This window comes from Streptomyces sp. NPDC086766 (assembly GCF_044746005.1).
GTDB lineage: Bacteria > Actinomycetota > Actinomycetes > Streptomycetales > Streptomycetaceae > Streptomyces.
In genome coordinates, this window is the sequence record NZ_JBIVBI010000003.1 from 146,561 (window position 1) to 167,889 (window position 21,329).

Below are 21,329 nucleotides of genomic sequence, written 5' to 3' on the forward strand. Positions count from 1 at the left end.
CGCCGCGATATTGACAAATACGTTTGCCGAAACTGCAATACGGTCATGAGCACCGACGACGTCCTGGCGGGCGTGGGCCCGAGGCTGCGGCGCATGCGCAAGGAGCGGGAGGTGACGCTCGCGGGGCTGTCCGAGGCGACCGGCATCTCCGTCAGCACCCTCTCGCGGCTGGAGTCCGGCCGGCGCAAGCCCAGCCTGGAACTGCTGCTGCCGATCGCGCGGGCCCACCAGGTGCCCCTGGACGAACTGGTCGGCGCCCCGCCGGTCGGCGATCCGCGCGTCCGGTCGAAGCCGATCGTGCGGTCCGGGCGCACCCACTGGCCGCTGACCCGGCAGCCGGGCGGACTCCAGGCGTTCAAGGTGCTGGAGCCGCAGCGGCGGCAGGAGCCGGACCCCCGCACCCATGAGGGCTACGAGTGGCTCTACGTGCTGTCCGGGCGGCTGCGGCTGGTCCTCGGGGAGCACGACGTGGAGCTGGCGGCGGGGGAGGCCGCCGAGTTCGACACCCGTGTGCCGCACTGGTTCGGGTCGACGGGGGAGGGGCCGGCGGAGTTCCTGAGCCTCTTCGGCCCGCAGGGCGAGCGGATGCACGTACGGGCGCGGCCGTCGCGCTCCTGACGCACCCGGCTGTTCCCGGGTGGCGGTTCTCGGCGGCGTTCCCCGGCGGCGTTCCTTGCGCGTGGTCCGCTGCGGTGTTCCTCGCGGGTGGTCCCCGGCGGCGTTTCCCGACGGTCTCCCTGAGGGTGTTCCCTGATGGGCAAGCGACCGCTTAGTATGCGGTCGACCCCGGTCAGACGAAGCAGTCCCGTGGAGGCACCGCATGCAGGCATGGCAAGTGCACGAGAACGGCGAGCCGAGCGAGGTGATGCGGCTGGAGGACGTGGAGCGGCCCACGCCGGGCGACGGCCAGGTCCTGCTGAGGGTGCGCGCCGCCAACGTCAACTTCCCCGACGCCCTGCTGTGCCGCGGCCAGTACCAGGTCCGGCCGCCGCTGCCCTTCACCCCGGGCGTGGAGATCTGCGGGGAGACCGAGGACGGCCGCCGGGTCATCGCCAACCCGGCGCTGCCGCACGGCGGTTTCGCCGAGTACGTCGTCGCCGACGCCGGGGCCGTGCTGCCCGCGCCGGACGCGCTGGACGACGCCGAGGCCGCCGCCCTGCACATCGGCTACCAGACCGGCTGGTTCGGCCTGCACCGCCGGGCGCACCTCCAGGCCGGTGAGACGCTGCTCGTCCACGCGGCCGCCGGCGGGGTCGGCAGCGCGGCCGTGCAGCTGGGAAAGGCGGCCGGGGCCACGGTCGTCGGCGTCGTGGGCGGGGCCGGCAAGGCCGCCGTCGCCCGCGAGCTGGGCTGCGACGTGGTGATCGACCGGCACACGGAGGACGTCGTCACCGCCGTGAAGGAGGCCACCGGCGGCCGGGGCGCCGACGTCGTCTACGACCCGGTCGGCGGCGCGGCGTACGCCCAGTCCGCCAAGACCGTCGCCTTCGAGGGCCGGATCGTCGTGGTCGGCTTCGCCAGCGGGACCATCCCCAGCCCGGCGCTCAACCACGCCCTGGTGAAGAACTACGCGATCCTCGGCCTGCACTGGGGCCTGTACAACACCAAGAACCCCAAGCTGATCCAGCACTGCCACGAACAGCTCACCGAACTCGCCGCCCAGGGCGCGATCAAGCCCCTGGTCAGCGAGCGGGTCTCGCTGAGCGCGGCCGCGAGCGCCGTCCAGCGCGTCGCCGACGGCACGACCACGGGCCGGATCGCCGTCCTGCCCGCGCCGGAGAACGGAGCCACCGCATGACGGACCGCCTCGTCGACGCGGCCGAGCTGCGCCGCCGCACCAGCGAACTGCTCGCCGTGCACCCGCCCGCCACCACCGACCGCACCGACTTCCTCAGGGCCCGCTTCGACGCCGGACTCGCCTGGGTGCACTACCCCGAGGGCCTCGGCGGCCTCGGCGCCCCGCGCTCCCTGCAGGCCGTCGTGGACGCCGAACTGGAGGCCGCCGGCGCCCCCGACAACGACCCGCGGCGCATCGGCATCGGCCTCGGCATGGCCGCGCCGACCATCCTGCGCTACGGCACCGAGGAGCAGAAGCGGCGCTTCCTCAGGCCCCTGTGGGTGGGGGAGGAGGTCTGGTGCCAGCTGTTCAGCGAACCCGGCGCCGGATCCGACCTGGCCGCGCTCGGCACCCGCGCCGTCCGCGAGGGCGACACCTGGGTGGTCGACGGGCAGAAGGTGTGGACCTCCAGCGCGCACCTCGCCCGCTGGGCCATCCTCATCGCCCGCACCGACCCGGACGTGCCCAAGCACGCCGGCATCACCTACTTCGTCTGCGACATGACCGACCCCGGCGTCGAGGTGCGGCCGCTGCGCCAGATCACCGGTGAGGCCGAGTTCAACGAGGTCTTCCTGACCGGCGTCCGCATCCCGGACGCGCACCGCCTCGGCGAGGTCGGCGACGGCTGGCGGGTCGCGCAGACGACGCTGATGAACGAGCGCGTGTCCATCGGCGGGATGCGGCTGCCCCGCGACGGCGGCATGATCGGCCCGGTCGCGAAGACCTGGCGCGAGCGCCCCGAGCTGCGCACCCACGACCTGCACCAGCGGCTGCTGGGCCTGTGGGTCGAGGCCGAGGTCGCCCGCCTCACCGGCGAGCGGCTGCGCCAGCAGCTCGTGGCGGGCCAGCCCGGCCCGGAGGGGTCCGGCATGAAGCTCGCCTTCGCCCGTCTCAACCAGGAGATCAGCGGCCTGGAGGTCGAACTCCTCGGCGAGGAGGGCCTGCTGTACGAGGACTGGACGATGCGGCGCCCGGAGCTGGTGGACTTCACCGGACGCGACGCCGGCTACCGCTACCTGCGCGCCAAGGGCAACAGCATCGAGGGCGGGACCAGCGAGGTCCTGCTGAACATCGTCGCCGAGCGCGTCCTGGGCCTGCCCGCCGAGCCGCGCACCGACAAGGACGTCGCATGGAAGGACCTCGCCCGATGAGCACACAGCCCGACCTGCTGTACTCGGAGGAGGAAGAGGCGCTGCGCGCCGCCGTCCGGGACCTGCTCACCGACCACTGCGACGCGGCGGGCGTCATCGCGCGCACCGAGTCGGACGCCCCGCACGACCGCGGGCTGTGGAAGTCGCTCGCCGACGGCATGGGACTGGCCGGTCTGCTGGTGCCGGAGGCGCGGGGCGGCCAGGGGGCCACACACCGCGAAGCGGCCGTGGTGCTGGAGGAGCTGGGCCGGTCCGTCGCGCCCGTGCCCTACCTCACCAGCGCCGTCGTCGCCACCGAGGCCCTGCTGGCCTACCCCGGCGACGAGGCCGCCGAGCTGCTGGCCCGGCTGGCGTCGGGGCGGACGATCGGCGCCCTGGCCGTCGGACTGCACCTCGCTCCGGAGCGCGCCCCCGAGGCCGTACGGCACGAGGACGGCGCGCTGTACGGCGAGTTGACCGGCGTCGCGGACGCCGCGGCCGCGGACGTGCTGCTGGTCCCCGCGGACGACGGCGGACTGTACGCCGTGGAGGCCGGCGCCGTGACCGTCACCCCGCAGGTCTCCCTGGACCTGACCCGCCCGGTGGCCGGCGTCGCCCTCGACGGCGCGCCCGGCCACCGGCTCGGCGAGGCGGCGCCCGCCGTACGACGCGCGCTGCGCGCCGGTGCCGGACTCTTGGCATCCGAGCAACTCGGCCTGGCCGAGTGGGCGTTGACCGAGACCGTGCGCTACCTCAAGGAGCGCAGGCAGTTCAACCGGCCGGTCGGCGGCTTCCAGGCGATCAAGCACCGGCTCGCCCAGCTGTGGCTGGAAGTGGTCCATCTGCGCGCCGCCGCCCGCGCCGCGGCCGACGCCCTCGCGAGCGGCACCGACACCGAGGTGGCGGTCGCCGTCGCCCAGGCCTACGCGGCTCCCGTCGCCGTCCACGCCGCGGAGGAGGCGCTGCAACTGCACGGCGGCATCGGCATGACCTGGGAGCACCCCGTCCACCTGCACCTGAAGCGGGCCAAGGCGGACTCGATCGCCTACGGCACGGCGGGCGCCCACCGCGAGGCGCTGGCCCGGCTGGTCGACCTCCAGGCTCCCTGACGCCCGCCCGGCACACCCGGCACAGCCCGCCCGGCCCCGGGCGGGCTGCGCCATGCCCCGCGTCCCCGCACCCTGGACCCCGGCACCTCCGCGCCCGCCTCCTTCGTCCCGCTGATCAGCGACAACTGGACGCTGAACGTCACCTGGCGCGGCGACGGCCCGTTCCCCGAAGCCGAGCGGCGCAAGCTGCGCGCCCTCGTCGACACCGCGCACGCACACGGTCAGCGGGTGCGCTTCCGGGCCACCGCCGACACCGCGGGGCCCGCCCGCGACGCGCTGCGGGGCGAACTGCTCGCGGCCGGCGCCGACCTCCTCAACACGGGCGACCTGGCCGGCCCGGAGGCATTCCTCGACGCCCACGAGCGACCGTAGAACCACACGTTCGGCGGACACGTCAGCCGCCCGGACGAACCCTCCGCTACGCCACACTTGCGGCCGAAAGCCGCGAACGGGCGTGGCGGAGGAGGTTGACGGTGGCCATTTCCATCTCTGTGGTGCTGTTGCTGCTGATCCTTGCGGTGATCTTCGTACGCAACGGCGCGCTGAAGTGCTCGCACGCCCTCGTCTGCTGCATGCTCGGCTTCTTCCTGGCCGGCACCAGCATGGCGCCCACCATCCAGCAAGGGCTGGAGGCCACGGCCCAGATCGTCGGCAGCCTGCACCCCTGAGCTTCAGGACGCGAACACGCCGATCCCGTTCGCGACCGCCCGCTCGGCGCCGCCGCTCGGGTGGTTGCGCACGCTCACCACGCTCTCGCCGCGCTCCCGGGCGACCAGGGTGCTGGAGCCGCCGCCGTCGACGTTGAAGCCCTGTGTGGCGCCCAGGGACCGCAGCGTGGCGGCGAGTTCGGCGACGGTGAGACCGGTGCGGTACCCGGGGGAGCCGTCCAGGGCGAGGAGCAGCAGCCGGTGGCCGCCGCCCGCGATGCCCACGCCGCTGCGCACGGCGGACGCCGAATGGTCGAGCCCGGGCAGCGGCACTCCGCCGCGCAGCACCGGGAAGCCGCCGACCGCGAAGGCGTACGCCGTCCCGGACGCCGCCACCAACTGGTGCCGTACCTGGACCTCTTCACCCACGAACATCTTGCGCAGCTGCTGGGCGCCCGCCTCCCGGCCCACCAGCACGGTCGTGCCGGCCGCGATGGCGCCGCTGCCGGGCCCGTCGGCGGTGGCGACGACCCGGCCGCCCCGGACCGTCACCTCGTAGGTGTCGGTGCTGCACGGAGCGCGCCGGCTGCTGTCCGTGCCGCAGGTCGCCCGCAGCCGCGAGACGCTGCCCCAGTCCGCGGTGTACGCCCCGACCGAACCCACCGGCAGCGCGTACTGGTTGAGACCGCGGATCGTCAACTCACCCTCGGGCGTGCTCACCGAACCGGCGAGGCTCAGCCGGTCCAGGCGGGCCGTGCGGTCGGTGCCCACCCCGAGCACGTCCTCGGTCGTGGCGCCGGGCGGCAGCGCGGGCCCGAAGCGCTGCCCGCGCGGCACGGCCGCCTTCAGCGCGCGCCCGGCCGCGATCTCCGGGCCGACCGCCGAGCCGGTCGCCGCCACACCCGGGTGCTGGGTCTCGCTGATGTGGAAGAAGTCCCCGTTGACGCCCGCCACCGCGCCCTGCGCGTCGGCCATCCGGGAGACGGTGCCCCGCGCCGCCACGGCAGCGGGGTGCAGCAGGCCGACCCGAACGTGCCGATTGTTCAGGTCCACGCTGATCAGGTGCGCGTGTGCCACTCCGCCCGCCGACCTGAGGTCGAACTCGCGGTACTCCACCCCCGGCGCGATCTCCTCGGCCCGCTGCGCACCACGGGCCGGTGCCGCCCCCGCGAGGGCCGCACCGGCCAGTGCGCCGCATGCCAGCAGAGCCGCCAGCGCCGATCTCAGCCGTCCGTCACGGCGTGCCGCACTGCTCACAGTGCCCCCTGATGTCTCGTCAACCTCGGCAGGACTCAGGGGAAGTGCACCAGAGGGGCGGTGGCCGGGGCGTCGTTCACGCGTCGACGACGCGGGAACGGATGAGAAAACGCACTCCTTCGGGTGCTTCCAGCGAGAAGCCGCTGCCGCGGCCGGGCACCACGTCGACGATCAGCCGGGTGTGGCTCCACACCTCGTACTGGCTGCGTGACATCCAGAACGCCACCGGCCGCGACACCCCCTCGACATCCAGTTCCGCGAGCAGCACGTCCGAGCCGCCGGTGCGGAACTCGCCCTCCGGGTAGCACATCGGAGCGCTGCCGTCGCAGCAGCCGCCGGACTGATGGAACATCAGGGGACCGTGCGCCTCGCTGAGCCGCCGCACCAGCTCGGCCGCCGCGGGGGTGAGCGTCACGCGCGGGGTCTGCTCGTCCATCGTCGCCGTCCTTCGCCGCACCGGAAGAAACCGGGTCCAGGCAACCGGACGGAAGGTTGCGACGAGGTTGCACGGCGCCCGGACGGCGCCGCGGCCGCGGGCGTCTCCGCGGCGGACGGCACGGCCCGGCGGTCAGCGTCCCGGCGGAACGGGTCCCGGGGCCCGGCGGCCGGCCGCCGTCAGCCCTGCCGCGGCGGAAGCGCCTGTTCGGTCCAGACGGTCTTGCCGCCGGTGGTGTACCGGGTGCCCCACGCCTGGGCCAGCTGGGCGGCGATGAACAGGCCGCGCCCGCCCTCGTCGACCGTCCGGGCGTGGCGCAGATGCGGCGCCGCCGTCCCCGTGTCCCGCACCTCGCAGGTCAGGTTGCGGTCGTGGATCAGGCGCAGCTCGATGGGCGGTGCCCCGTAACGCACCGCGTTGGTGACGAGTTCGCTGACGATGACCTGTGTGTTGAACGCCGTCTCGTCGTCCACGTCCCAGGCCGCGAGCTGCTTGCGGGTGCGGTTCCTGGCGGTCGCCACCGCGGCCGCTTCGGACTCCAGCCGCCAGGAGGCGAACTCCTCGGCGGCGAAGGACCGGGTGCGCGCGACGATCACCGCGGCGTCGCCCGCGCCCAGGCTGTCCGGGAGCTCGTACACCAGGGCGTCGCAGAGCTCCTGCAGCGGCCGGTCGGCGTAGTCCGGTGCCGCCCGCAACGGCTGCGAGAAGTCCGCGAGATACGTCGTGAGCAGCGGATCGCTGGTGAACACCAGCACGCTGCCGTCCGGCACCCGGAAGGTGACGGCGGCGAAGGGCGCGTCCTCGTCGGTGCCCAGGCGCGGCCCGAACGGGGTGTCGGGGACCGCGACGATCCGGTCGGGACGCACCACCAGCGGCGCCAGGTGCCCGGCCGCCGCCATCGCGCACGTGCCGGTGAGCGGGTCGTGGACGGCGTACACGCAGTCGGCGCTGAGCGCCTCGCGGCGCAGCGGGTCCCCGATGGGCAGGTTCGCCCGTTCCGCCGCCAGCTCGGCGGCCGTGTCGTGCAGGCGCGCGAGGAGCTCGTCGGGAGCGAGGTCGAAGGCCGCCAGCGACCGTACGACCGTCCGCAGCTGGCCCATGGTCGCGGCCGTGTTCAGGCCCTGCCCCGCCACGTTGCCGACGACCAGCGCGGTCCGCGCGCTGGACAGGGCGATGGTGTCGTACCAGGCCCCGGGGTCGGCGCCGGTGACCGAGAGATAGGCGGTCTCCAGCGACGCGTGGGTCTCGGGGAGCCGGGGCAGCAACTGACGCTGCACGGTGGCGGCGATGGCGTGCTCGCGGACGAAGCGGCGCGCGTTGTCGATGCACAGGGTCGTGTGGGCGGCGAGCTCTACCGCGAGCTGCCGGTCGCCCTCGTCGAACGGCGGCGACTGCCCCACGCGGTACAGGCTGACCAGGCCCAGCGCCGCGTCCCGCAGCGCCATCGGCACCACCAGGAGGGTGTGCGCCTCCGACGAGCGCATCGCCTCCGCCCGGGGCACGTCCACGGGCATCCACGCCTCGGCCGGGCGCAGCGAAACCACCCGGGGGCGCAGATCGGTCAGGGCCTGAGTGAAGGGCGTGGGGGAGGGCAGGCGGCGCACGTCGCCCACCGGATGCGCCTGCGGCGGATGCGGGTTGCTGCTCCGGAAGGCGGTGCGCATCAGCGGCGTGCCCGGCGGCAGCGGGGCCAGCGGCGGGTCGTCGCCGCGGATCACGGCGTCCACCACCTCCACCACCGCGATGTCCGCGAACGCGGGCACCACGGCGCCGACGAACTCCTCACCGGTCACCACCGGGTCCAGCGTCCGGCCCACGCGCCGGCGCACCGCGTCGAGGACCCGGACGCGGGCACGTCCCCGCTCCCGTTCGGTCACGTCGATCGCGGTGACCGCCAGCCCCAGCACCTCGCCCCGCGGACTGTCCAGCCGCAGGGCGGTCACCTCGAAGTGGTGCTCCTGCCACGGGTCCCCGCGCAGGAACGCCCGGACGATCCGCTCCCGCAGGGGAACACCCGTGTCCAGCACCTCGCGCAGCAGGCCCTCCATCTCGCCGGCCTCGACGATGTCGTACACGTCCTCGATCGGCCGTCCGACCAGATCGGCCACGGGAAGGCCCCGCATGGCGGGCGTGGTGGTGTTCACCCGCACCACCCGCAGCTCGGTGTCCAGCAGGTGGAGGCCGATCGGTGAGCTGGTGAACAGCGCCTCCAGCATCGCGGCCTGCGTCTCGTCCGTCTCGTCCCGCTGCCGACCGGGATCGGTGTGCGCCACCGGAACCACCTCCGGGCTCTGTCGGGCACCTGTCCCGGCACACCGCTGCCCCCGCGCGCCGGGGCGCGCGCTTCCAGCCTGCTCCGCGACCGGGTCCGCCGCACCCCGGATCACCTGTGCCGGGTGAGGCCCGGCGGCGGTCCGGTGGCGGACCATCTCCGGAGAAGGCCGCGGGGGACGGTCGTGAGGAAGGGTGCCGTCCGTCCGGCACCCGGGCACGTGCGGAGAGCAGCTCATGCGCTACGAGATCCGCGTCGCCGGGCACATCTCGGAGACGCTGGCCGAAGCCTTTCCCGAGCTGGAGCATGTGGTGATGAGCGGCCAGACCGTCCTCTTCGGCGCGGTGGTGGACGACGCCCACCTCTACGGGCTGCTGGCGCGGTGCCGGTCGCTGGGTCTGCGGCTGCTGGAGATGCGCCGGCTGCCGGAATGGACGGCCTGACCCCGCCGGCCGCGCGCCGGGCACGCTCACCCGTCCCGGGTGAGGCGCCCCTTCCTTGCCGTGCGCACGCTGAAGTCGGCACCGGGCCGCAGCCGGGCCGGGGCCCGGAAACGGAGGAGAGACATGAACGCGCAGACGTACCTGGCGTACGACTATCCGCTGTTGAGCGCCTTCTGGACCATGCTGTGGTTCTTCCTGTGGATCATGTGGTTCATCGTGCTCTTCCGGGTCATCGGCGACATCTTCCGCGACGACTCCCTGGGCGGCTGGGGCAAGACCGGCTGGCTCGTCTTCGTGATCGTGCTGCCGTTCCTCGGCGTCCTCGTCTATCTGATCGCCCGCGGCAAGGACATGGGCCGCCGCGAGGTCGCCCAGGCCCGCGCGCAGCAGCAGGCCTTCGACACCTACGTCCGCGAGACCGCGGCCGGCGGCCGGAGCAGCAGCGTGGACGACCTCGCCCGGCTCTCCGAGATGCGCGCCCGCGGCGACATCACCGACGCGGAGTTCGCCCGGGCCAAGGACGTGATCCTCTCCGGAGGAGCCCCGGCGGGCCGCGCGTCCTCCGCTCCCTCCACGCCCGGCGCCTCCGTCCCCTCCGATCCCGGCCGCTGACCCCGCGCGCGGCGGGATCCCGGCGACGACGCGGCCGGGACGAGGTGCCCGGGACGACGCGGCCGGGACGAGGTGGCCGATCGGCCGGCAGGTGCGGCCGACCGGCCACCTCGTCCGTGCGGCGGCCGGCAGGGGGCGTGCCCGTGCTCCGTCGTACACGCGGGGGCGAGCCCGATGATGCTCCGTCGCTCACTCGTGCCGGCCGTGCGCGGACGTCCGGGAGTGGCCGTACCAGTCGTGCACGACCGCGCTGCCCACGAGGAGGTCCTGCACCGAGGCCCCGCGCCTGCTGGCCGGGATCCACAGCACCCCCCAGGGGATGACGAGCCACAGGACGGCGCGCGCCACGGCGGCACCCGGCGAGAGCCGCGCCCCCGAGCGGTTCGTCACCCGCAGGCCCATCACCTGGTCCCCGGCGGTGCGCCCGGCGGTCACCCAACTGCCCGCTAGGTAGGCGACGGCTGCGGCGCAGCCGGCCCCGAGCGTGATCCAGGGTCCGGGGTGGGGCATCGAGAACGGCGGCCCGAGCAGCAGATAGCGCACCGAGGCGAAGGCGAGTTCGACCACCACGACGGCCCCGAGCAGGACCAGTCCGTCGACGACGGCCGCCACACCACGCGAGACGAGCCCGGCCGGCAGCCCCTGCACGTCCACCGGCTCGTGCGCGCGGACCACCGGGCTCACGGCAACGCTCCCGGCCCCTGGGACGACCCGGACGGCCCCGACGGCTCCTGGGGAGGCTCGTCGACCGGAGGTGCGGCCCCGGCCGTCTCGGCGCGGCCCAGCAGACGGTCGGTGAGCCGCTGGACGAACCGGTCGGCGCGCGCGTTCTGCTCGCGGAACCCGTCGAGCGTCTCCGCGGTGATGCTGCCGCCGGTGTCCCGGACGATCCGTCCCACATCCAGCTCCTGGAGCACCCGCTCGGTGTAGGTCACCAGGTCGATGCGCGCCAGCACGGCGTCGAGATCGACCCGCGCCAGCAGGGCGTCCAGGTCCACGCGGGCGAGGAGCGCGTCGAGATCGACGCGAGCGACCACGGCGTCGAGGTCCACGCGCCCCAGCACCGCGTCGAGGTCGATCCGCTCGGCGAGACGGTCCACGTCCAGCCGGTCGGCGACGGCGTCCGGGTCGACGCGGTCGACGACGGATCCGACGTCCACACGGTTCAGGAGGCCGTCGACGTCCACGCGGTCGACCACGGTGTCGACGTCGACGCGGCCGAGCAGGGCGTCGAGGTCGACGCGGTCGAGGACGGCGTCGATGTCGATGCGCTCCAGCAGGGCGTTCAGATCGATGCGCGCGGCGACGCGGTCCACGTCCAGCCGGTCGGCGACGGCGTCGAGGTCGATCTGGTCGACCACGGCCGCCGTGAGCGCCCGGACGAGAGCCAGCGCCGAGGGCACCACGTCGTCCCGCGCCCGCGCCCGCTCCGCCGCCCCGCGCGTGCCCCACTCCGCGATCCGCCGGTCGACCGCGGCGCGCACCCGCGCCGGCACCAGCCGACGGGTGGCGGCCCCCGCCCAGTGCCCGGCCCGGCCGGCGGTCTCCGCGACGACGGCCAGGGACCTGCGTTGCAGCTCCAGGGCGAGTGCCAGCACGGCGTCACCCACCGGCGCCGTCGCGGCCGGTGCGCGCGACCGTGGGGGGCGTGCGGCGGCGACGGCTTCCGAGGCCAGGTCGGCCGCCCCGACGACCAGCCGCGTCACGCCCACGAGCAGCGGCCGCCGAAGACCGTAGTCATCCGATCCGCCCGGTGCCATCCGGCGGGGCGACTGACCCGCGGTGCTGCTCACACCGCCATGACAGCACTCGGCACCGAGGACGACCTCACCCTGCGGGGGTGACCGACGTCCGGGCAGCCGGGCCCCCCGGGCGGCAGGGGGCCGGACCGACGCGAGCCGGGCGTCCGTGAGCCGGGAGGCAGTGAGCCGGGCGGCGGTGAGCCATCGCGGCCGTACGGTATGCTTGATCTCGAGCTGGTCGCCGGAACTCCCGGCTCTCGGCCGTGCGTTGGTGGTCCAAGGAAAGACGCCCCGCTTCCTGCGGGGAAATGCAGGTGCAAGGCCTGCCCGGCGCTCCACCCCGTGAACCCCGTTCCGCTTCGTGCGGGACGGGGTTCACGCCTTTCCGGTCGACCGGCAGGCGGGCAGCCAGTCGGTCGACCGGGCGGGCGGGCCGACTGCCGGTCGACCGGCCCGGCCGCCGGACCACCTCGGGCCCGCCCGTCCGGACGTAGTCAGCCGCCGGGCGCGCGCAGTCCGGCGAGGATCAGGTCCACGGCCTGCTCGGCCCATTCCCGGCGGCCGCCGCGACCGGCCATGTAGTCGGCGTAGAAGGGGCCGAGCAGCGCGGAGACCGCCGCTTCCAGATCGGCGTCCTCCCGGATCTCCCCCCGGGTCCGCGCCTGTTCGAGCACCTGGCGCAACAGGGCCCGGCGGGGCAGGACGGTCCGCTCGCGGAGCAGGGCGAGCAGCTCCGGGGTGTGGGCCTCCTCGGCCAGGCAGGTTCCGATCAGCGCCATGCCGCGCACCCGCTCCACCGTCCCCGCGAAGTCGCGCAGGATCGCCACCAGGTCCGTTCGCGTGTCCCCGGTGGCCGGCGGGGCCTCCGTCATGCGCATGGCCTCCAGCGCCGCGGTGACCAGGTCCGCCTTGGTCTTCCAGCGCAGATGGATGGTGGACTTGCTGACCTGCGCCGTCGCGGCGACCTGGCTCAGGCTCATGCGGGTGTACCCGTGGGACGCCAGCAGTTCCAGGGCCGCACGCAGGATCGCCGCGTCCTTCTCCGCCGACCGCGGGCGTCCGGCGCCCTTGGCGGTGTTCGTGTCGTGCATCGCTTCAGAATAGGGCGTTACCGCACCGAGCGGTTCGGTCCGGGTTCCGCCGCTCACGGACGGACCGCTCACGGAGCGAGGAGCTCGCGGTAGCGCTTGGCGTGCAGGGCGAGGTCCTCGTCGGAGACGGCGTGGGCGCCGAACAGCACCAGCGGCTCGGCCAGACGCATGCCGGTGAGGTGTGCGGTGGCGTCGATCGGCGCGAGCAGTTCGGCGAGGGTGAAGCGGTTGTAGCCGCCCGCGCCGTAGGACTCGGCGGGACCGCCGGCGGAGGTGACCAGCCGCAGGGTCTTGCCGTGCAGCGCGGTGCCGCCGCTGCCGTAGGCGAAGCCGTGGGTGAGCACCTGGTCGATCCAGGACTTGAGCACGCCCGGCACGGAGTACCAGTGCCAGGGGAACTGCCAGACGATCACGTCGTGGTCGCGCAGCAGTCGCTGTTCGTGTGCGATGTCGATGCGGCCGTCGGGGTAGGCGGCGGCGATGTCGTGCACGGTGACGTGGTCGAGGTCGCGAATCGCGTCGGCGAGGCGGGCGGTGACGCGGGACGCGGCCAGGTCGGGATGGGCGACGACGACCAGCGTGCGCGGGGCGGGCATGGTGGGACGGTTCCTTCGGTCGGTGGGATCGGAGAGCGGAGGCGGCGAGCCCGTCGCCGTGCGCGAGCGGGCGCGGGCTCGTGTTCCGCGGACTTCACGAACTCCGCGAACGGCTCATGCGCCGGGGCGGGCGCCCGCGATGTGGAAGTTGAAGTCGGCGTGGCCCAGGGAGCCCCACAAGCGCAGCCAGATCGGCAGCAGCATCTCGGTGCCGCGCGCGGTGGTGATGTCGCCGAGGTCGATGACGTCCTGCCGGGGCCAGCCGAACGACTCCAGCAGGTCGGTGACGGCCTTCTTGGCGCCGGTGTCGTCGCCGGAGACGAAGACGTTGTGCTGTCCGCCCACCCGTGACGGGTCCACCATGACCTGGGCGTTCATGGTGTTGAGGGTCTTGACGACCTTGGTCTCGGGGAAGGCGTGCTGGATCTGCTCGCCGAGGCTGTCGGTGTTGACCGGGCTCAGCGACGGCGGCATCCCCTGGGAGAAGTCCAGCGGGTTGGCGATGTCGACGAGGATCTTGCCCGACAGGCGGTCGCGTCCGGCGGCCTCGAGGGCCTGGAGCGAGGCGCCACCGGCGGTGGTGTTCACCACCGCCTCACCGAAGGCGCCGGCGTCCGCGAAGGACAGCAGGCGCACCTGGCCGTGCTCGGTCAGCCAGTGGGCGAACGGCGGGTTGCCGTAGGCGTCGGGCTCGGTACGGGCCAGGGTGGCCTCCGGGTCGCGGGTGCCGACGGCGACCTCGTGGCCCAGGGAGGCGAGCTTGCCGGCGATGGCCTGGCCGACGGAGCCGGTGCCGAGGACTGCGTAGCGCATGGGGTGGTCCTTTCCGGGTGGCGGTGCCGACAGGTGTTCCGTGTTCGGCACGCTCCGCTAAAACTAAACCGAGCGGTTCGGTATTGCAAGCGCGTAGGGTGGGGCCATGCGGAAGACGAACACGGGGGACTGCCCGAGTGCGGCGGGCCGGCCGCGGTGCCCGGACAGGCGGGCCGCGATCCTGGCGGCCGCGCTCACCCTGCTCACCGAGCAGGGCTTCTCCCGGATGACCCTCGACCAGGTCGCCCGGACCGCCGGGGTGAGCAAGGCGACCATCCATCTGCGCTGGCGGGCGAAGGCCGATCTGGCCGCCGCCGCGCTGGCCGCCGCTCCGCTCCCCTGCTCCGTACCGGCCCCGGCGCGCGCGCAGGGCACCCCGCGCCCGGCCGGAGACCCGCGGGCCGAACTCGCCAACCTCCTCGACGACTTCATCGACGCGCTCTCCCGGCGCCGGGACGCGGCGCTGATGGGCACCTGCCTGGCCGAGGAGGCCCACACCCCGCGCCTGCTGCACGCCCTGCGCGAGCGGGAGGTCCTTCCCCGCCGGGCGGCCCTCCGTGCGGTCCTGGACGAGGGCCGGGCGGGTGGCCTCCTGCCTGCGGACGCCGATCTGGAGGCACTGGCCTCGGCCCTGCTCGGCGCGTGCTACGCCGACCATCTCGCGGGCCGCGCGGCCGCTCCCGGCGCCGGCCGCCGCATCGTGGACACCGTGCTCGGGCCGGAGCCGGAGTCTGGATCGGGGCCGGCGCCGGGGCCGGGAGCGGGATGGGGACCGGCACGGCAGCCGGATCCCGGCCGAACGTGACGGCGAGGACCGGCGGTTGTCTCCCGTACGACGTGTGCGACGTGTGCGACGTGCACGGCCTGTACGACGTGCGGGAGGCAACCGTCGGTCCCTTCGGCCCTCGCGTACGCGACCTCCGGCGCGCCTACTTGAGATAAGGCCCGTCGGTGCCGATCTTGCCGGGCGCGGCGTTCACCCCGCCCTGGTCGAGGACGTAGACGCGGAGGTTTCCCTTGCCGGAGGCGGGGACGTCGAGGGTGCCGTCGGTGACGGTGACGCTGCGGCCGGTGACCGCCTCCTTGTACGTTCCGTCGAGGATGCCGGTGAAGGTGGCGCCGTTGCCGACCGAGACCAGGGCGTAGCTGTCGACGCCGGTGGCGGTGTCGGTGTAGCGGCGTTTGAATGCCATGTCCCCGCTGACGCCCTCGGTGGAGTACTGGCCCATCTGCAGGGCGGGGATGGCGCGGCGGATCTGGTTGAGCCGCTGGACATGTTTGACCAGCGGCTGCTGAAGCGTGGTGGCCACGGCGCCGGACGCGCTGGAGACCTCGGAGAAGTCGCTCGCCGTGACCTCGCCCGCGACCTTGTCGCCGTAGTACGCGCGGCCGGTGGAGGCCAGGGGGCAGGTGGGTCCGCAGTCGATCTGCTTGCCGGCCTGGAACTCGATCTCCGATCCGTAGTAGAGGGTGGGGACGCCCCGGAAGGTCCACATCAGGGACATGTTCTCGGCCCAGGCGTCGGTGCCTCCGGCGTAGCGCGTGCTCGACTTGTTCGGGCCGTAGTCGTGGCTGTCGACGTAGACGACGTTGTACGTGGCGTCGTTGGTGGCGTCGTCGGAGTCCTTGCCGTTGCCGAAGGCGTTGGACGCGGAGGTGAAGTTGTTGTGCATCCGCATGTCGATGATGTCCATGCCGCTGAACCGGCTGTGGTCCGGCGTGTGGTAGCTGTTGCCGTCGAGGAAGGCGTTGTCCGACGTGGGCTGGCCGGCCGGGCCGAGGTTCTCCTCGTAGGTGTACTGGTCGAGGGCGGCCTGGACGTCGTCGGAGGTGTACTCCTTGCGTTCCTTCCAGGTGTAGAACTGGGCGGAGTGGTTGACCGAGCCGTGGTTCCACTTGTCGTTGACGAAGGCCGCGACCTCGCCGAAGACGAAGAAGTCCTTCGCCTTGTCCGGGCCGAACCTGCGGGTGACCTCGTCGTATATCGCGGGCAGGAAGCGGCGGTTCCAGGTGATGCGCGGGACGTGTACGGCGGTGTCGACGCGGAAGCCGTCCACGCCCATGTCGATGTACTTGTCGTAGGCGCCGATCAGATACTGCTGCACGGTCGCGTTCTCGGTGTTGAAGTCGGCCAGGTCCTCGTGGATCCAGCACGAGCGGGAGTCCTCGCCCTCCCAGTTGCCGAGCCAGCACTGGTGGTACAGCGCGGCGGGGAAGAGCCTGTTCGTGGGTGACGGCCACTGGCAGTTGTACAGGGTGTAGCCCTCGGCGCTGTAGCGGCCCGTGGGCTTGCCCCAGTCGAGGCAGGTGTTGCCGCTCGGCTCGGCGGTGGACCACAGGTCGCCGTTGTAGTACGACTTGCCCGACACGGGCTCGACGGTGAGGCCGTCGTAGGCGAAGTCCGCGTTCGGCTGGTCGTAGTACCAGGACCACTGGGAGTCGCGCACGCCGTAGACCTTGGGGACGAACAGGCCCTTGGCGCCCCAGCGGGAGGAGTGGTTGTAGACCACGTCCTGGTAGATCTTCATCCCCTTGGCGTGGGCGGCGTCGATCAGGTCCTGGTAGGAGGCGCCGGCCGACTCCAGGCGGGGGTCGACGCGGTAGAAGTCCCAGCCGTGGTAGCCGTGGTAGTCGTAGTCCGATCGGTTGAGGACGACGGGGGTGATCCAGACGGCGGAGAAGCCGAGTGCCTTGATGTAGTCGAGCTTCTCGATCAGGCCCTTGAAGTCGCCGCGGAACATGGGATCGCCGTTGGCCGCGTTGCCGGACTTCACGTGCTGGCTGCCGCCCCGGTCGTTGGAGGGGTCGCCGTCGTAGAAGCGTGCCGTCAGCACGAAGTAGATCGGGTCCTTGCGCGGGTCGCCGCCGAGCGGGGCGCCGGAGGCGGCGGGCGGCGGGGCCTCCCCGGTGGTGGCGCACTCGGAGGTGCTCGCGGGGGAGAGGTTGCCGGCCGCGTCCCGTGCCCTCACGGTCCAGCAGTAGTCGGTGTGCGCCTCCAGGCCGCTCTCGGACTGGACGGTGGAGGAGGTGGTGGACACGGAGGTGCCGTGGCTGCCGCCGGTGCGGGTGACCTGGTAGCCGGTGACGCCCACGTCGTCGGTGGCGGCGTTCCAGGTCAGCACCACGGAGGTGCCGGTGACGCTCGCGTTCACGCCGGTGGGCGTGGTGGGCGCGGTGGTGTCGGGGACGGCGGCGGCGCAGGGGTCGGTCGCGGCGGCCGTGACCGTGTGGTTGTCGACCCTGGAATTGCCCTGCCGGAGCTGGTAGTTGGCACCGTTGTTGTTGTCCCAGACGCCGTTGCCGTTGTTGAAGGTGGCCTGCCAGGTGGTGGCGGAGCCGAGGTCGACGGTCTTCTTCACCCAGCCGGTGCACGCCGGTTCCATGCCGACTCCGGGGACGGTGGTCCAACTGCCGCCCGCGGGAGCCCAGTGCAGATTGACGGTGGGCCAGCCGACGGCGGCCGCGGAGTACCAGACCGTCGCCGTGTTCCCGGCCGGGGGCGGCGTCGAGCCGCACGGGTCGCTGTGGGCCACGATTCCGTCCTTGACGGTGATCGCCCCTGTGCCCAGCTGGTAGTTGGCGCCGTTGTCGTTGTCCCAGACGCCGTTGCCGTTGTTGAAGGTCGCCTGCCAGCTGGTGGCGGAGCCGAGGTCGACGGTCAGCTCGACCCAGTCGGTGCAGGCGGCGTCCATCCGGGTGCCGGGGACGGTGGTCCAGCCGCCGCCGGAGGGCGCCCAGTGCAGGTGGTACGCCGACCAGGCCCGGGTCGGCGTGTAGTAGTACACCGTGGCGGAGTTCGCGGCGCTCGCGCCGTTCACGGCGGTGGGGTGTGCGGCGGCGCTCGGCGACGCGTCGGCGTGGGCGCCCGGCAGCAGGGCCATGAGCAGGCCGTACAGGGCGGCGACGAGGACCGGCAGCGGCCTGGAGCGGGGGTGTCTGCCGGACGGGTGGGCGAGGTGCATGGTGGGGGGCTCCTCGTGTGCGGGGCCGCGGTGGGGACGCGGCCGTGGCGGGTGGTGTGGAGGTCGCGGTCCGGTCGCTACTTGGCGATCAGGACCAGGACGGCGCGGCCGTGCAGCCGGTAGACGGTGCCGGAGCCGCCGAGCAGGGCCTCGCTGCCGGGCCGGGCGACCTGGTCGGCGCCCTCGGCCCAGGTGGAGGTGTCGGTGACGCGGTACCAGGACTTGCCCGCGCCGGGGGACGGGAGCGTGAAGTCGACGTCGCCCGACCAGCCGTTGTAGGCGACGTAGAGTGCGCTGTTCGGGTCGCCGAGTTCGGTGCCGTCGTAGCGCCAGGCCAGGGCGTGGTTGCCGGAGTCGCCCCAGTAGGTGCTGTCGGGTGCGCTGCCCGCCGGGGTGAACCAGTCCAGCTCGCCCATACCGTTGCCGTTGCCGTCGGCCCCGCTGTAGAAGTCCACCGGGCGCAGGGCGGGGTGGGCCTTGCGGAACGCGATCAGGCGCTCGGCGTAGGTGCGGAAGGCGCTCTGGTCGGCGGTGTACGACGTGGTGAGCCAGTTGGCCGAGGAGTCCAGGTTGTAGGGGTTGTTGTTGCAGCGGATCGAGCGCAGGTACTCGTCGCCGCCGGTCGTCATCGGCGTACCGGCAGACAGCATCAGGAAGGCGAAGCCGTTGCGGGCGGCCTTGCGCTGGTCGGCCGCGACGCCCCCCTGGTCCCAGGACAGGTTGTAGTCGGAGCCGCCGTCGGAGGGGCCGTAGGGCCAGGCCTGGTTGTTGCTCTTGCTGTTGCAGCGGTAGAGGTCGGCGAGGGTGAAACCGTCGTGCGCGACCATGAAGTTGACGGAGTTGAACGGCGCCCGGCCGTTCGGCTGGTAGAGGTCGGAGGAGCCGGCGAAGCGGGTGGCCAGGTCGCTGGGGGTGACGTTCTCCACGCCCATCGCGTTCTGGTCGCGGCGCATGGTGTCACGGAACTTGTCGTTCCATTCGGACCATCCGGCAGGGAAGTTGCCGACCTGGTAGGTGCCGCTGCCCAGCGCCCAGGGCTCGGCGATCCAGTCGGTGCCGGAGCCGCCGCCCGCGGGGCGCGCGGGCATCAGGGCGGTGATGCGGTTGAGTGCGGTGTCCGGGTCGGTGCGGCTGAACTGGAAGCAGCCGTGCTGGCAGGTGTTGCCGAGGATCGGCGCGAGGTCGAAGCGGAAGCCGTCGACGCCGAGGGTGTCCTTCCAGTACGCCAGCGAATCGGTGATCAGGGCCCGGGTGACGGGGTTGTAGGTGTTGACGTTGCCGCCGACGCCGGTGTTGTCCCACGGGCTCTGCATGTCGCTGGTCAGCGAGTAGTAGGTGGGGTTGTCCAGGCCGCGCAGCGAGAAGAGGTTGTAGGTGTTCTTGTCGCTCGCGTTCCAGGGCCCGCCCTCGCCCGTGTGGTTGTAGACCACGTCGGTGAAGACCTTGATCCCGGCGTCGTGGAACGCCTTCACCATCTCCTTGAACTCGCGGGTGGGGCCTCCGGCGCTCCGGTCGGCGGCGTAGCGGCGGTCCGGCGCGAAGTAGTCGAGGGTGGAGTAGCCCCAGTAGTTGTCCCCGGCCGTGCCGGTCGGGTCCACGTCGTTGGCGTCGTTCTGCGTCTCCTGCACGGGGAGGAACTCCACCGCGGTGACCCCGAGGGAGGCGAGGTCGGCGGCCTTCAGGGCGGCGCCCTTGTAGGTGCCCCGGTAGGCGCTGGGCACGGAGGGGTCGTTCTCGGTGAGGCCGCGCACGTGGACCTCGTAGACGATGTCGTCCTTGAGAGCGCGGGTCGGCTTGGTGCCGGTGCTCGTGGTGTCCGCGGCGAGCACGATGCCCTTGGGTGCCTGCGCGGCGTCGTCGACGGCGCGGTGCTGGGGGCCGGTGCCGTAGACCGAGCCGTCGGTGGCGGCCGGGGTGACCGGGTCGTGGGTCAGCTCCCTGGCATAGGGGTCGGTCAGCAGCTTGTTCGGGTCGAACCGGTTGCCGGCCGCGTCCACGTCCGCCACGAACCCCGTGCTGGAACCCTTCGTCCACGCCGGGTCGTAGGGCCAGTTGGGTCCCCAGGCGCGGTAGCCGTAGTAGACCGGTCCGGTGATGCCGTACTGCTGCTGGATCGTCGCCACCGGGACCGTCACCGACCAGACGGAGGTCGTGGCGTCCTTGGTGAGCTGGAGGGCGGCGGCCTCCTGGCTGCCGGTGGCCGCCCGGTACAGGTACAGCTCGATGCGGGTGGCACGGGAGGAGTAGATCCGGAACTCGATGTTCGTGCCGGACGCGTCGTAGCGGGCGCCGAGCGGACCGCCCGTGGCGGCCGCGGCCGGTGCGGCGAGGCCCCCGGAGGGGAGCGGTGCGACGAGGGCGGCGGTGACGGCGAGGACCGCGGTGGCGGTTCGCAGGCCGAGGCGGCGTCTTCTCCGCGTGCGGGCGGGGGAGGGCGAAGGCACGGCGGCTCCTGAAGGCAGGCAGGAATAGCCCTCGGCGCCGGTCCCTGGACACCGATGGCGTGAAAGAGATTGCTGAATCTTGCCGCAAAGTAGTGCAACCTTGGAGCACCGTAAAGACCTCGCGCACGATCCGGTGCGCCCAACAGACTTTGTAGAAGCGGACCTTGGGATGCGCGTGGAAGGGCGAAGAGGTGCCCGCCCGGCGAACACTCCCCGGGGCGTCCACTGCGAGGGGGAGCCCGTGCGCACCCCGTCACCACTCCTGCTGATCCCCCGTGCGGGATCGGTGACGGCCGGTCAGGGCGCAGAGCGGAGCGCCCGTTCGGCGAGCGGCAGAGCCGCCACGCTGCCCGCCTCGGTGATCACGCCGTCCTCGACGGCCTCGAGCGCCCGGTCCATCGCCGTCCACCGCACCGTCATACCGACCTCGGTGTCGTCTCGGTGTAGGGCGCCCGGCCTCAGCCCGGTGGCGAGGAACAGGTGCGTACGCGCGGCAGTGGCGGCGGGCAGCGGGTCGATGACGCCCAGGGCACGCACCTCGTCCGCGACGACGCCGGTCTCCTCCTCCAGCTCCCGAAGGGCGGCCACCCGCGGCTCCTGGCCACCGGTACCTCCGCCGGGGAGATGCAGAACGCGGCGCTGCTGGAGGTAGAAGTCGTCCTCGACCAGGGCGATCTGCCGCGACTGGTTGACCGCGACGACGCGCACACCGTCGTCGACGGCGACGTACTCGTAGGTACCGGGGCGGCCGTCGGGCCGCATCACCTGGTCGCGATACAGGGAGACGAACGGTCCGTGGTGCACCAACTCGGCCCGCACCCGCTTCCAGCCGCCCATGGCTCTCCCCGAGATCGTCTCCGGTGGCGCCCCATCATGCGTGCCGCGCCGGGTCGCGTCATCACGCGAACCGTGCCGGCGAGGACCGCTCCATGCGGCGC

Annotated in this window: 19 protein-coding genes and 1 pseudogene; 9 read left to right on the forward strand and 11 right to left on the reverse strand. The window is 73.0% G+C overall.

Annotated features, from left to right (window positions below):
• The first annotated feature begins 45 nt into the window (after positions 1-45).
• The 6 genes and pseudogenes from ACIPM1_RS06500 (at position 46) to ACIPM1_RS06525 (ending at position 4,744) form a co-directional block, all read left to right on the forward strand.
• The gene (locus tag ACIPM1_RS06500; protein ID WP_402429753.1) at positions 46-618 is read left to right on the forward strand and encodes a helix-turn-helix domain-containing protein; all 573 of its coding nucleotides are present in this window, start codon (positions 46-48) and stop codon (positions 616-618) included.
• Positions 619-820: 202 nt separating this feature from the next.
• The gene (locus tag ACIPM1_RS06505; RefSeq protein ID WP_402429756.1) at positions 821-1,798 is read left to right on the forward strand and encodes an NADPH:quinone oxidoreductase family protein; all 978 of its coding nucleotides are present in this window, start codon (positions 821-823) and stop codon (positions 1,796-1,798) included.
• Positions 1,795-2,988 (forward strand): acyl-CoA dehydrogenase family protein, encoded by a 1,194-nt coding sequence (locus tag ACIPM1_RS06510; RefSeq protein WP_402429759.1) that lies wholly within the window; start codon positions 1,795-1,797, stop codon positions 2,986-2,988. Before ACIPM1_RS06505 ends, ACIPM1_RS06510 begins: the two co-directional genes overlap by 4 nt.
• On the forward strand, positions 2,985-4,076 hold the full coding sequence (locus ACIPM1_RS06515) for an acyl-CoA dehydrogenase family protein (protein WP_402429764.1): 1,092 nt from the start codon (positions 2,985-2,987) through the stop codon (positions 4,074-4,076). The genes ACIPM1_RS06510 and ACIPM1_RS06515 overlap by 4 nt, the downstream gene beginning before the upstream one ends.
• A gap of 66 nt (positions 4,077-4,142) precedes the next feature.
• Positions 4,143-4,448 (forward strand): annotated as a pseudogene (locus tag ACIPM1_RS06520) (hypothetical protein); the annotation flags it as partial.
• A 101-nt stretch (positions 4,449-4,549) separates the two neighbouring features.
• Positions 4,550-4,744 (forward strand): hypothetical protein, encoded by a 195-nt coding sequence (locus ACIPM1_RS06525; protein WP_356180295.1) that lies wholly within the window; start codon positions 4,550-4,552, stop codon positions 4,742-4,744.
• 3 nt (positions 4,745-4,747) lie between these two features.
• Here ACIPM1_RS06525 and ACIPM1_RS06530 read toward each other — a convergent pair whose 3' ends face one another.
• The 3 genes from ACIPM1_RS06530 to ACIPM1_RS06540 all read right to left on the reverse strand — a co-directional run bounded on the left by ACIPM1_RS06530 (position 4,748) and on the right by ACIPM1_RS06540 (position 8,689).
• Positions 4,748-5,950, reverse strand: coding sequence for a phosphodiester glycosidase family protein (locus ACIPM1_RS06530; protein ID WP_402430709.1), 1,203 nt, complete (start codon positions 5,948-5,950; stop codon positions 4,748-4,750).
• Positions 5,951-6,056: 106 nt separating this feature from the next.
• Entirely contained in the window at positions 6,057-6,416 is a 360-nt protein-coding gene (locus tag ACIPM1_RS06535; protein WP_402429767.1) for a DUF779 domain-containing protein, read from the reverse strand.
• Between the two features lie 179 nt (positions 6,417-6,595).
• A complete protein-coding gene (locus ACIPM1_RS06540; RefSeq protein ID WP_402429770.1) occupies positions 6,596-8,689 on the reverse strand; it encodes a SpoIIE family protein phosphatase in 2,094 nt (697 codons plus the stop codon).
• Positions 8,690-8,924: 235 nt separating this feature from the next.
• Between ACIPM1_RS06540 and ACIPM1_RS06545 the strand changes: the two genes are divergently transcribed.
• Positions 8,925-9,131 (forward strand): hypothetical protein, encoded by a 207-nt coding sequence (locus tag ACIPM1_RS06545; RefSeq protein ID WP_356180288.1) that lies wholly within the window; start codon positions 8,925-8,927, stop codon positions 9,129-9,131.
• 123 nt (positions 9,132-9,254) lie between these two features.
• Complete coding sequence (locus ACIPM1_RS06550) at positions 9,255-9,743, forward strand: SHOCT domain-containing protein (RefSeq protein WP_402429773.1); 489 nt, start codon at positions 9,255-9,257, stop codon at positions 9,741-9,743.
• Positions 9,744-9,932: 189 nt separating this feature from the next.
• On the opposite strand, the gene ACIPM1_RS06555 is transcribed toward ACIPM1_RS06550, so the two are convergent.
• From ACIPM1_RS06555 to ACIPM1_RS06575, 5 genes are all read right to left on the reverse strand, one after another.
• On the reverse strand, positions 9,933-10,427 hold the full coding sequence (locus ACIPM1_RS06555) for an RDD family protein (RefSeq protein ID WP_402429776.1): 495 nt from the start codon (positions 10,425-10,427) through the stop codon (positions 9,933-9,935).
• Entirely contained in the window at positions 10,424-11,536 is a 1,113-nt protein-coding gene (locus tag ACIPM1_RS06560) for a hypothetical protein (RefSeq protein ID WP_402429779.1), read from the reverse strand. The genes ACIPM1_RS06555 and ACIPM1_RS06560 overlap by 4 nt, the downstream gene beginning before the upstream one ends.
• 443 nt (positions 11,537-11,979) lie before the next feature.
• Positions 11,980-12,576: a TetR/AcrR family transcriptional regulator gene (locus ACIPM1_RS06565; RefSeq protein WP_356180278.1), complete on the reverse strand. Its 597-nt coding sequence runs from the start codon at positions 12,574-12,576 to the stop codon at positions 11,980-11,982.
• Positions 12,577-12,644: 68 nt separating this feature from the next.
• Positions 12,645-13,172, reverse strand: coding sequence for an NAD(P)H-dependent oxidoreductase (locus ACIPM1_RS06570; protein ID WP_402429782.1), 528 nt, complete (start codon positions 13,170-13,172; stop codon positions 12,645-12,647).
• Positions 13,173-13,286: 114 nt separating this feature from the next.
• Entirely contained in the window at positions 13,287-13,985 is a 699-nt protein-coding gene (locus ACIPM1_RS06575; RefSeq protein ID WP_402429785.1) for an NADPH-dependent F420 reductase, read from the reverse strand.
• Positions 13,986-14,091: 106 nt separating this feature from the next.
• Here ACIPM1_RS06575 and ACIPM1_RS06580 point away from each other — a divergent pair, with 106 nt between their 5' ends.
• Positions 14,092-14,790: a TetR/AcrR family transcriptional regulator C-terminal ligand-binding domain-containing protein gene (locus tag ACIPM1_RS06580; protein WP_402429788.1), complete on the forward strand. Its 699-nt coding sequence runs from the start codon at positions 14,092-14,094 to the stop codon at positions 14,788-14,790.
• Positions 14,791-14,914: 124 nt separating this feature from the next.
• Here the strand turns inward: ACIPM1_RS06580 and ACIPM1_RS06585 are convergent, their stop codons facing one another.
• The 3 genes from ACIPM1_RS06585 to ACIPM1_RS06595 all read right to left on the reverse strand — a co-directional run bounded on the left by ACIPM1_RS06585 (position 14,915) and on the right by ACIPM1_RS06595 (position 21,228).
• Positions 14,915-17,947 carry a carbohydrate binding domain-containing protein gene (locus ACIPM1_RS06585; protein ID WP_402429791.1) on the reverse strand — a complete coding sequence of 1,011 codons (3,033 nt, stop codon included), beginning with the start codon at positions 17,945-17,947 and terminating at the stop codon, positions 14,915-14,917.
• Between the two features lie 77 nt (positions 17,948-18,024).
• Positions 18,025-20,391 (reverse strand): glycogen debranching protein, encoded by a 2,367-nt coding sequence (locus ACIPM1_RS06590; protein ID WP_402429794.1) that lies wholly within the window; start codon positions 20,389-20,391, stop codon positions 18,025-18,027.
• Positions 20,392-20,688: 297 nt separating this feature from the next.
• Positions 20,689-21,228: an NUDIX domain-containing protein gene (locus tag ACIPM1_RS06595; RefSeq protein ID WP_402429797.1), complete on the reverse strand. Its 540-nt coding sequence runs from the start codon at positions 21,226-21,228 to the stop codon at positions 20,689-20,691.
• Positions 21,229-21,329: the final 101 nt, after the last annotated feature.

What these genes read in the sequence shown, in the direction of transcription:
- ACIPM1_RS06500 (WP_402429753.1), top strand. Translation starts at nt 46, where the DNA reads ATGAGCACCGACGACGTCCTGGCGGGCGTGGGCCCGAGGCTGCGGCGC.
- ACIPM1_RS06505 (WP_402429756.1), top strand. Translation starts at nt 821, where the DNA reads ATGCAGGCATGGCAAGTGCACGAGAACGGCGAGCCGAGCGAGGTGATG.
- ACIPM1_RS06510 (WP_402429759.1), top strand. Translation starts at nt 1,795, where the DNA reads ATGACGGACCGCCTCGTCGACGCGGCCGAGCTGCGCCGCCGCACCAGC.
- ACIPM1_RS06515 (WP_402429764.1), top strand. Translation starts at nt 2,985, where the DNA reads ATGAGCACACAGCCCGACCTGCTGTACTCGGAGGAGGAAGAGGCGCTG.
- ACIPM1_RS06535 (WP_402429767.1), bottom strand. Translation starts at nt 6,416, where the DNA reads ATGGACGAGCAGACCCCGCGCGTGACGCTCACCCCCGCGGCGGCCGAG.
- ACIPM1_RS06545 (WP_356180288.1), top strand. Translation starts at nt 8,925, where the DNA reads ATGCGCTACGAGATCCGCGTCGCCGGGCACATCTCGGAGACGCTGGCC.
- ACIPM1_RS06550 (WP_402429773.1), top strand. Translation starts at nt 9,255, where the DNA reads ATGAACGCGCAGACGTACCTGGCGTACGACTATCCGCTGTTGAGCGCC.
- ACIPM1_RS06565 (WP_356180278.1), bottom strand. Translation starts at nt 12,576, where the DNA reads ATGCACGACACGAACACCGCCAAGGGCGCCGGACGCCCGCGGTCGGCG.
- ACIPM1_RS06570 (WP_402429782.1), bottom strand. Translation starts at nt 13,172, where the DNA reads ATGCCCGCCCCGCGCACGCTGGTCGTCGTCGCCCATCCCGACCTGGCC.
- ACIPM1_RS06575 (WP_402429785.1), bottom strand. Translation starts at nt 13,985, where the DNA reads ATGCGCTACGCAGTCCTCGGCACCGGCTCCGTCGGCCAGGCCATCGCC.
- ACIPM1_RS06580 (WP_402429788.1), top strand. Translation starts at nt 14,092, where the DNA reads ATGCGGAAGACGAACACGGGGGACTGCCCGAGTGCGGCGGGCCGGCCG.
- ACIPM1_RS06585 (WP_402429791.1), bottom strand. Translation starts at nt 17,947, where the DNA reads ATGCACCTCGCCCACCCGTCCGGCAGACACCCCCGCTCCAGGCCGCTG.
- ACIPM1_RS06595 (WP_402429797.1), bottom strand. Translation starts at nt 21,228, where the DNA reads ATGGGCGGCTGGAAGCGGGTGCGGGCCGAGTTGGTGCACCACGGACCG.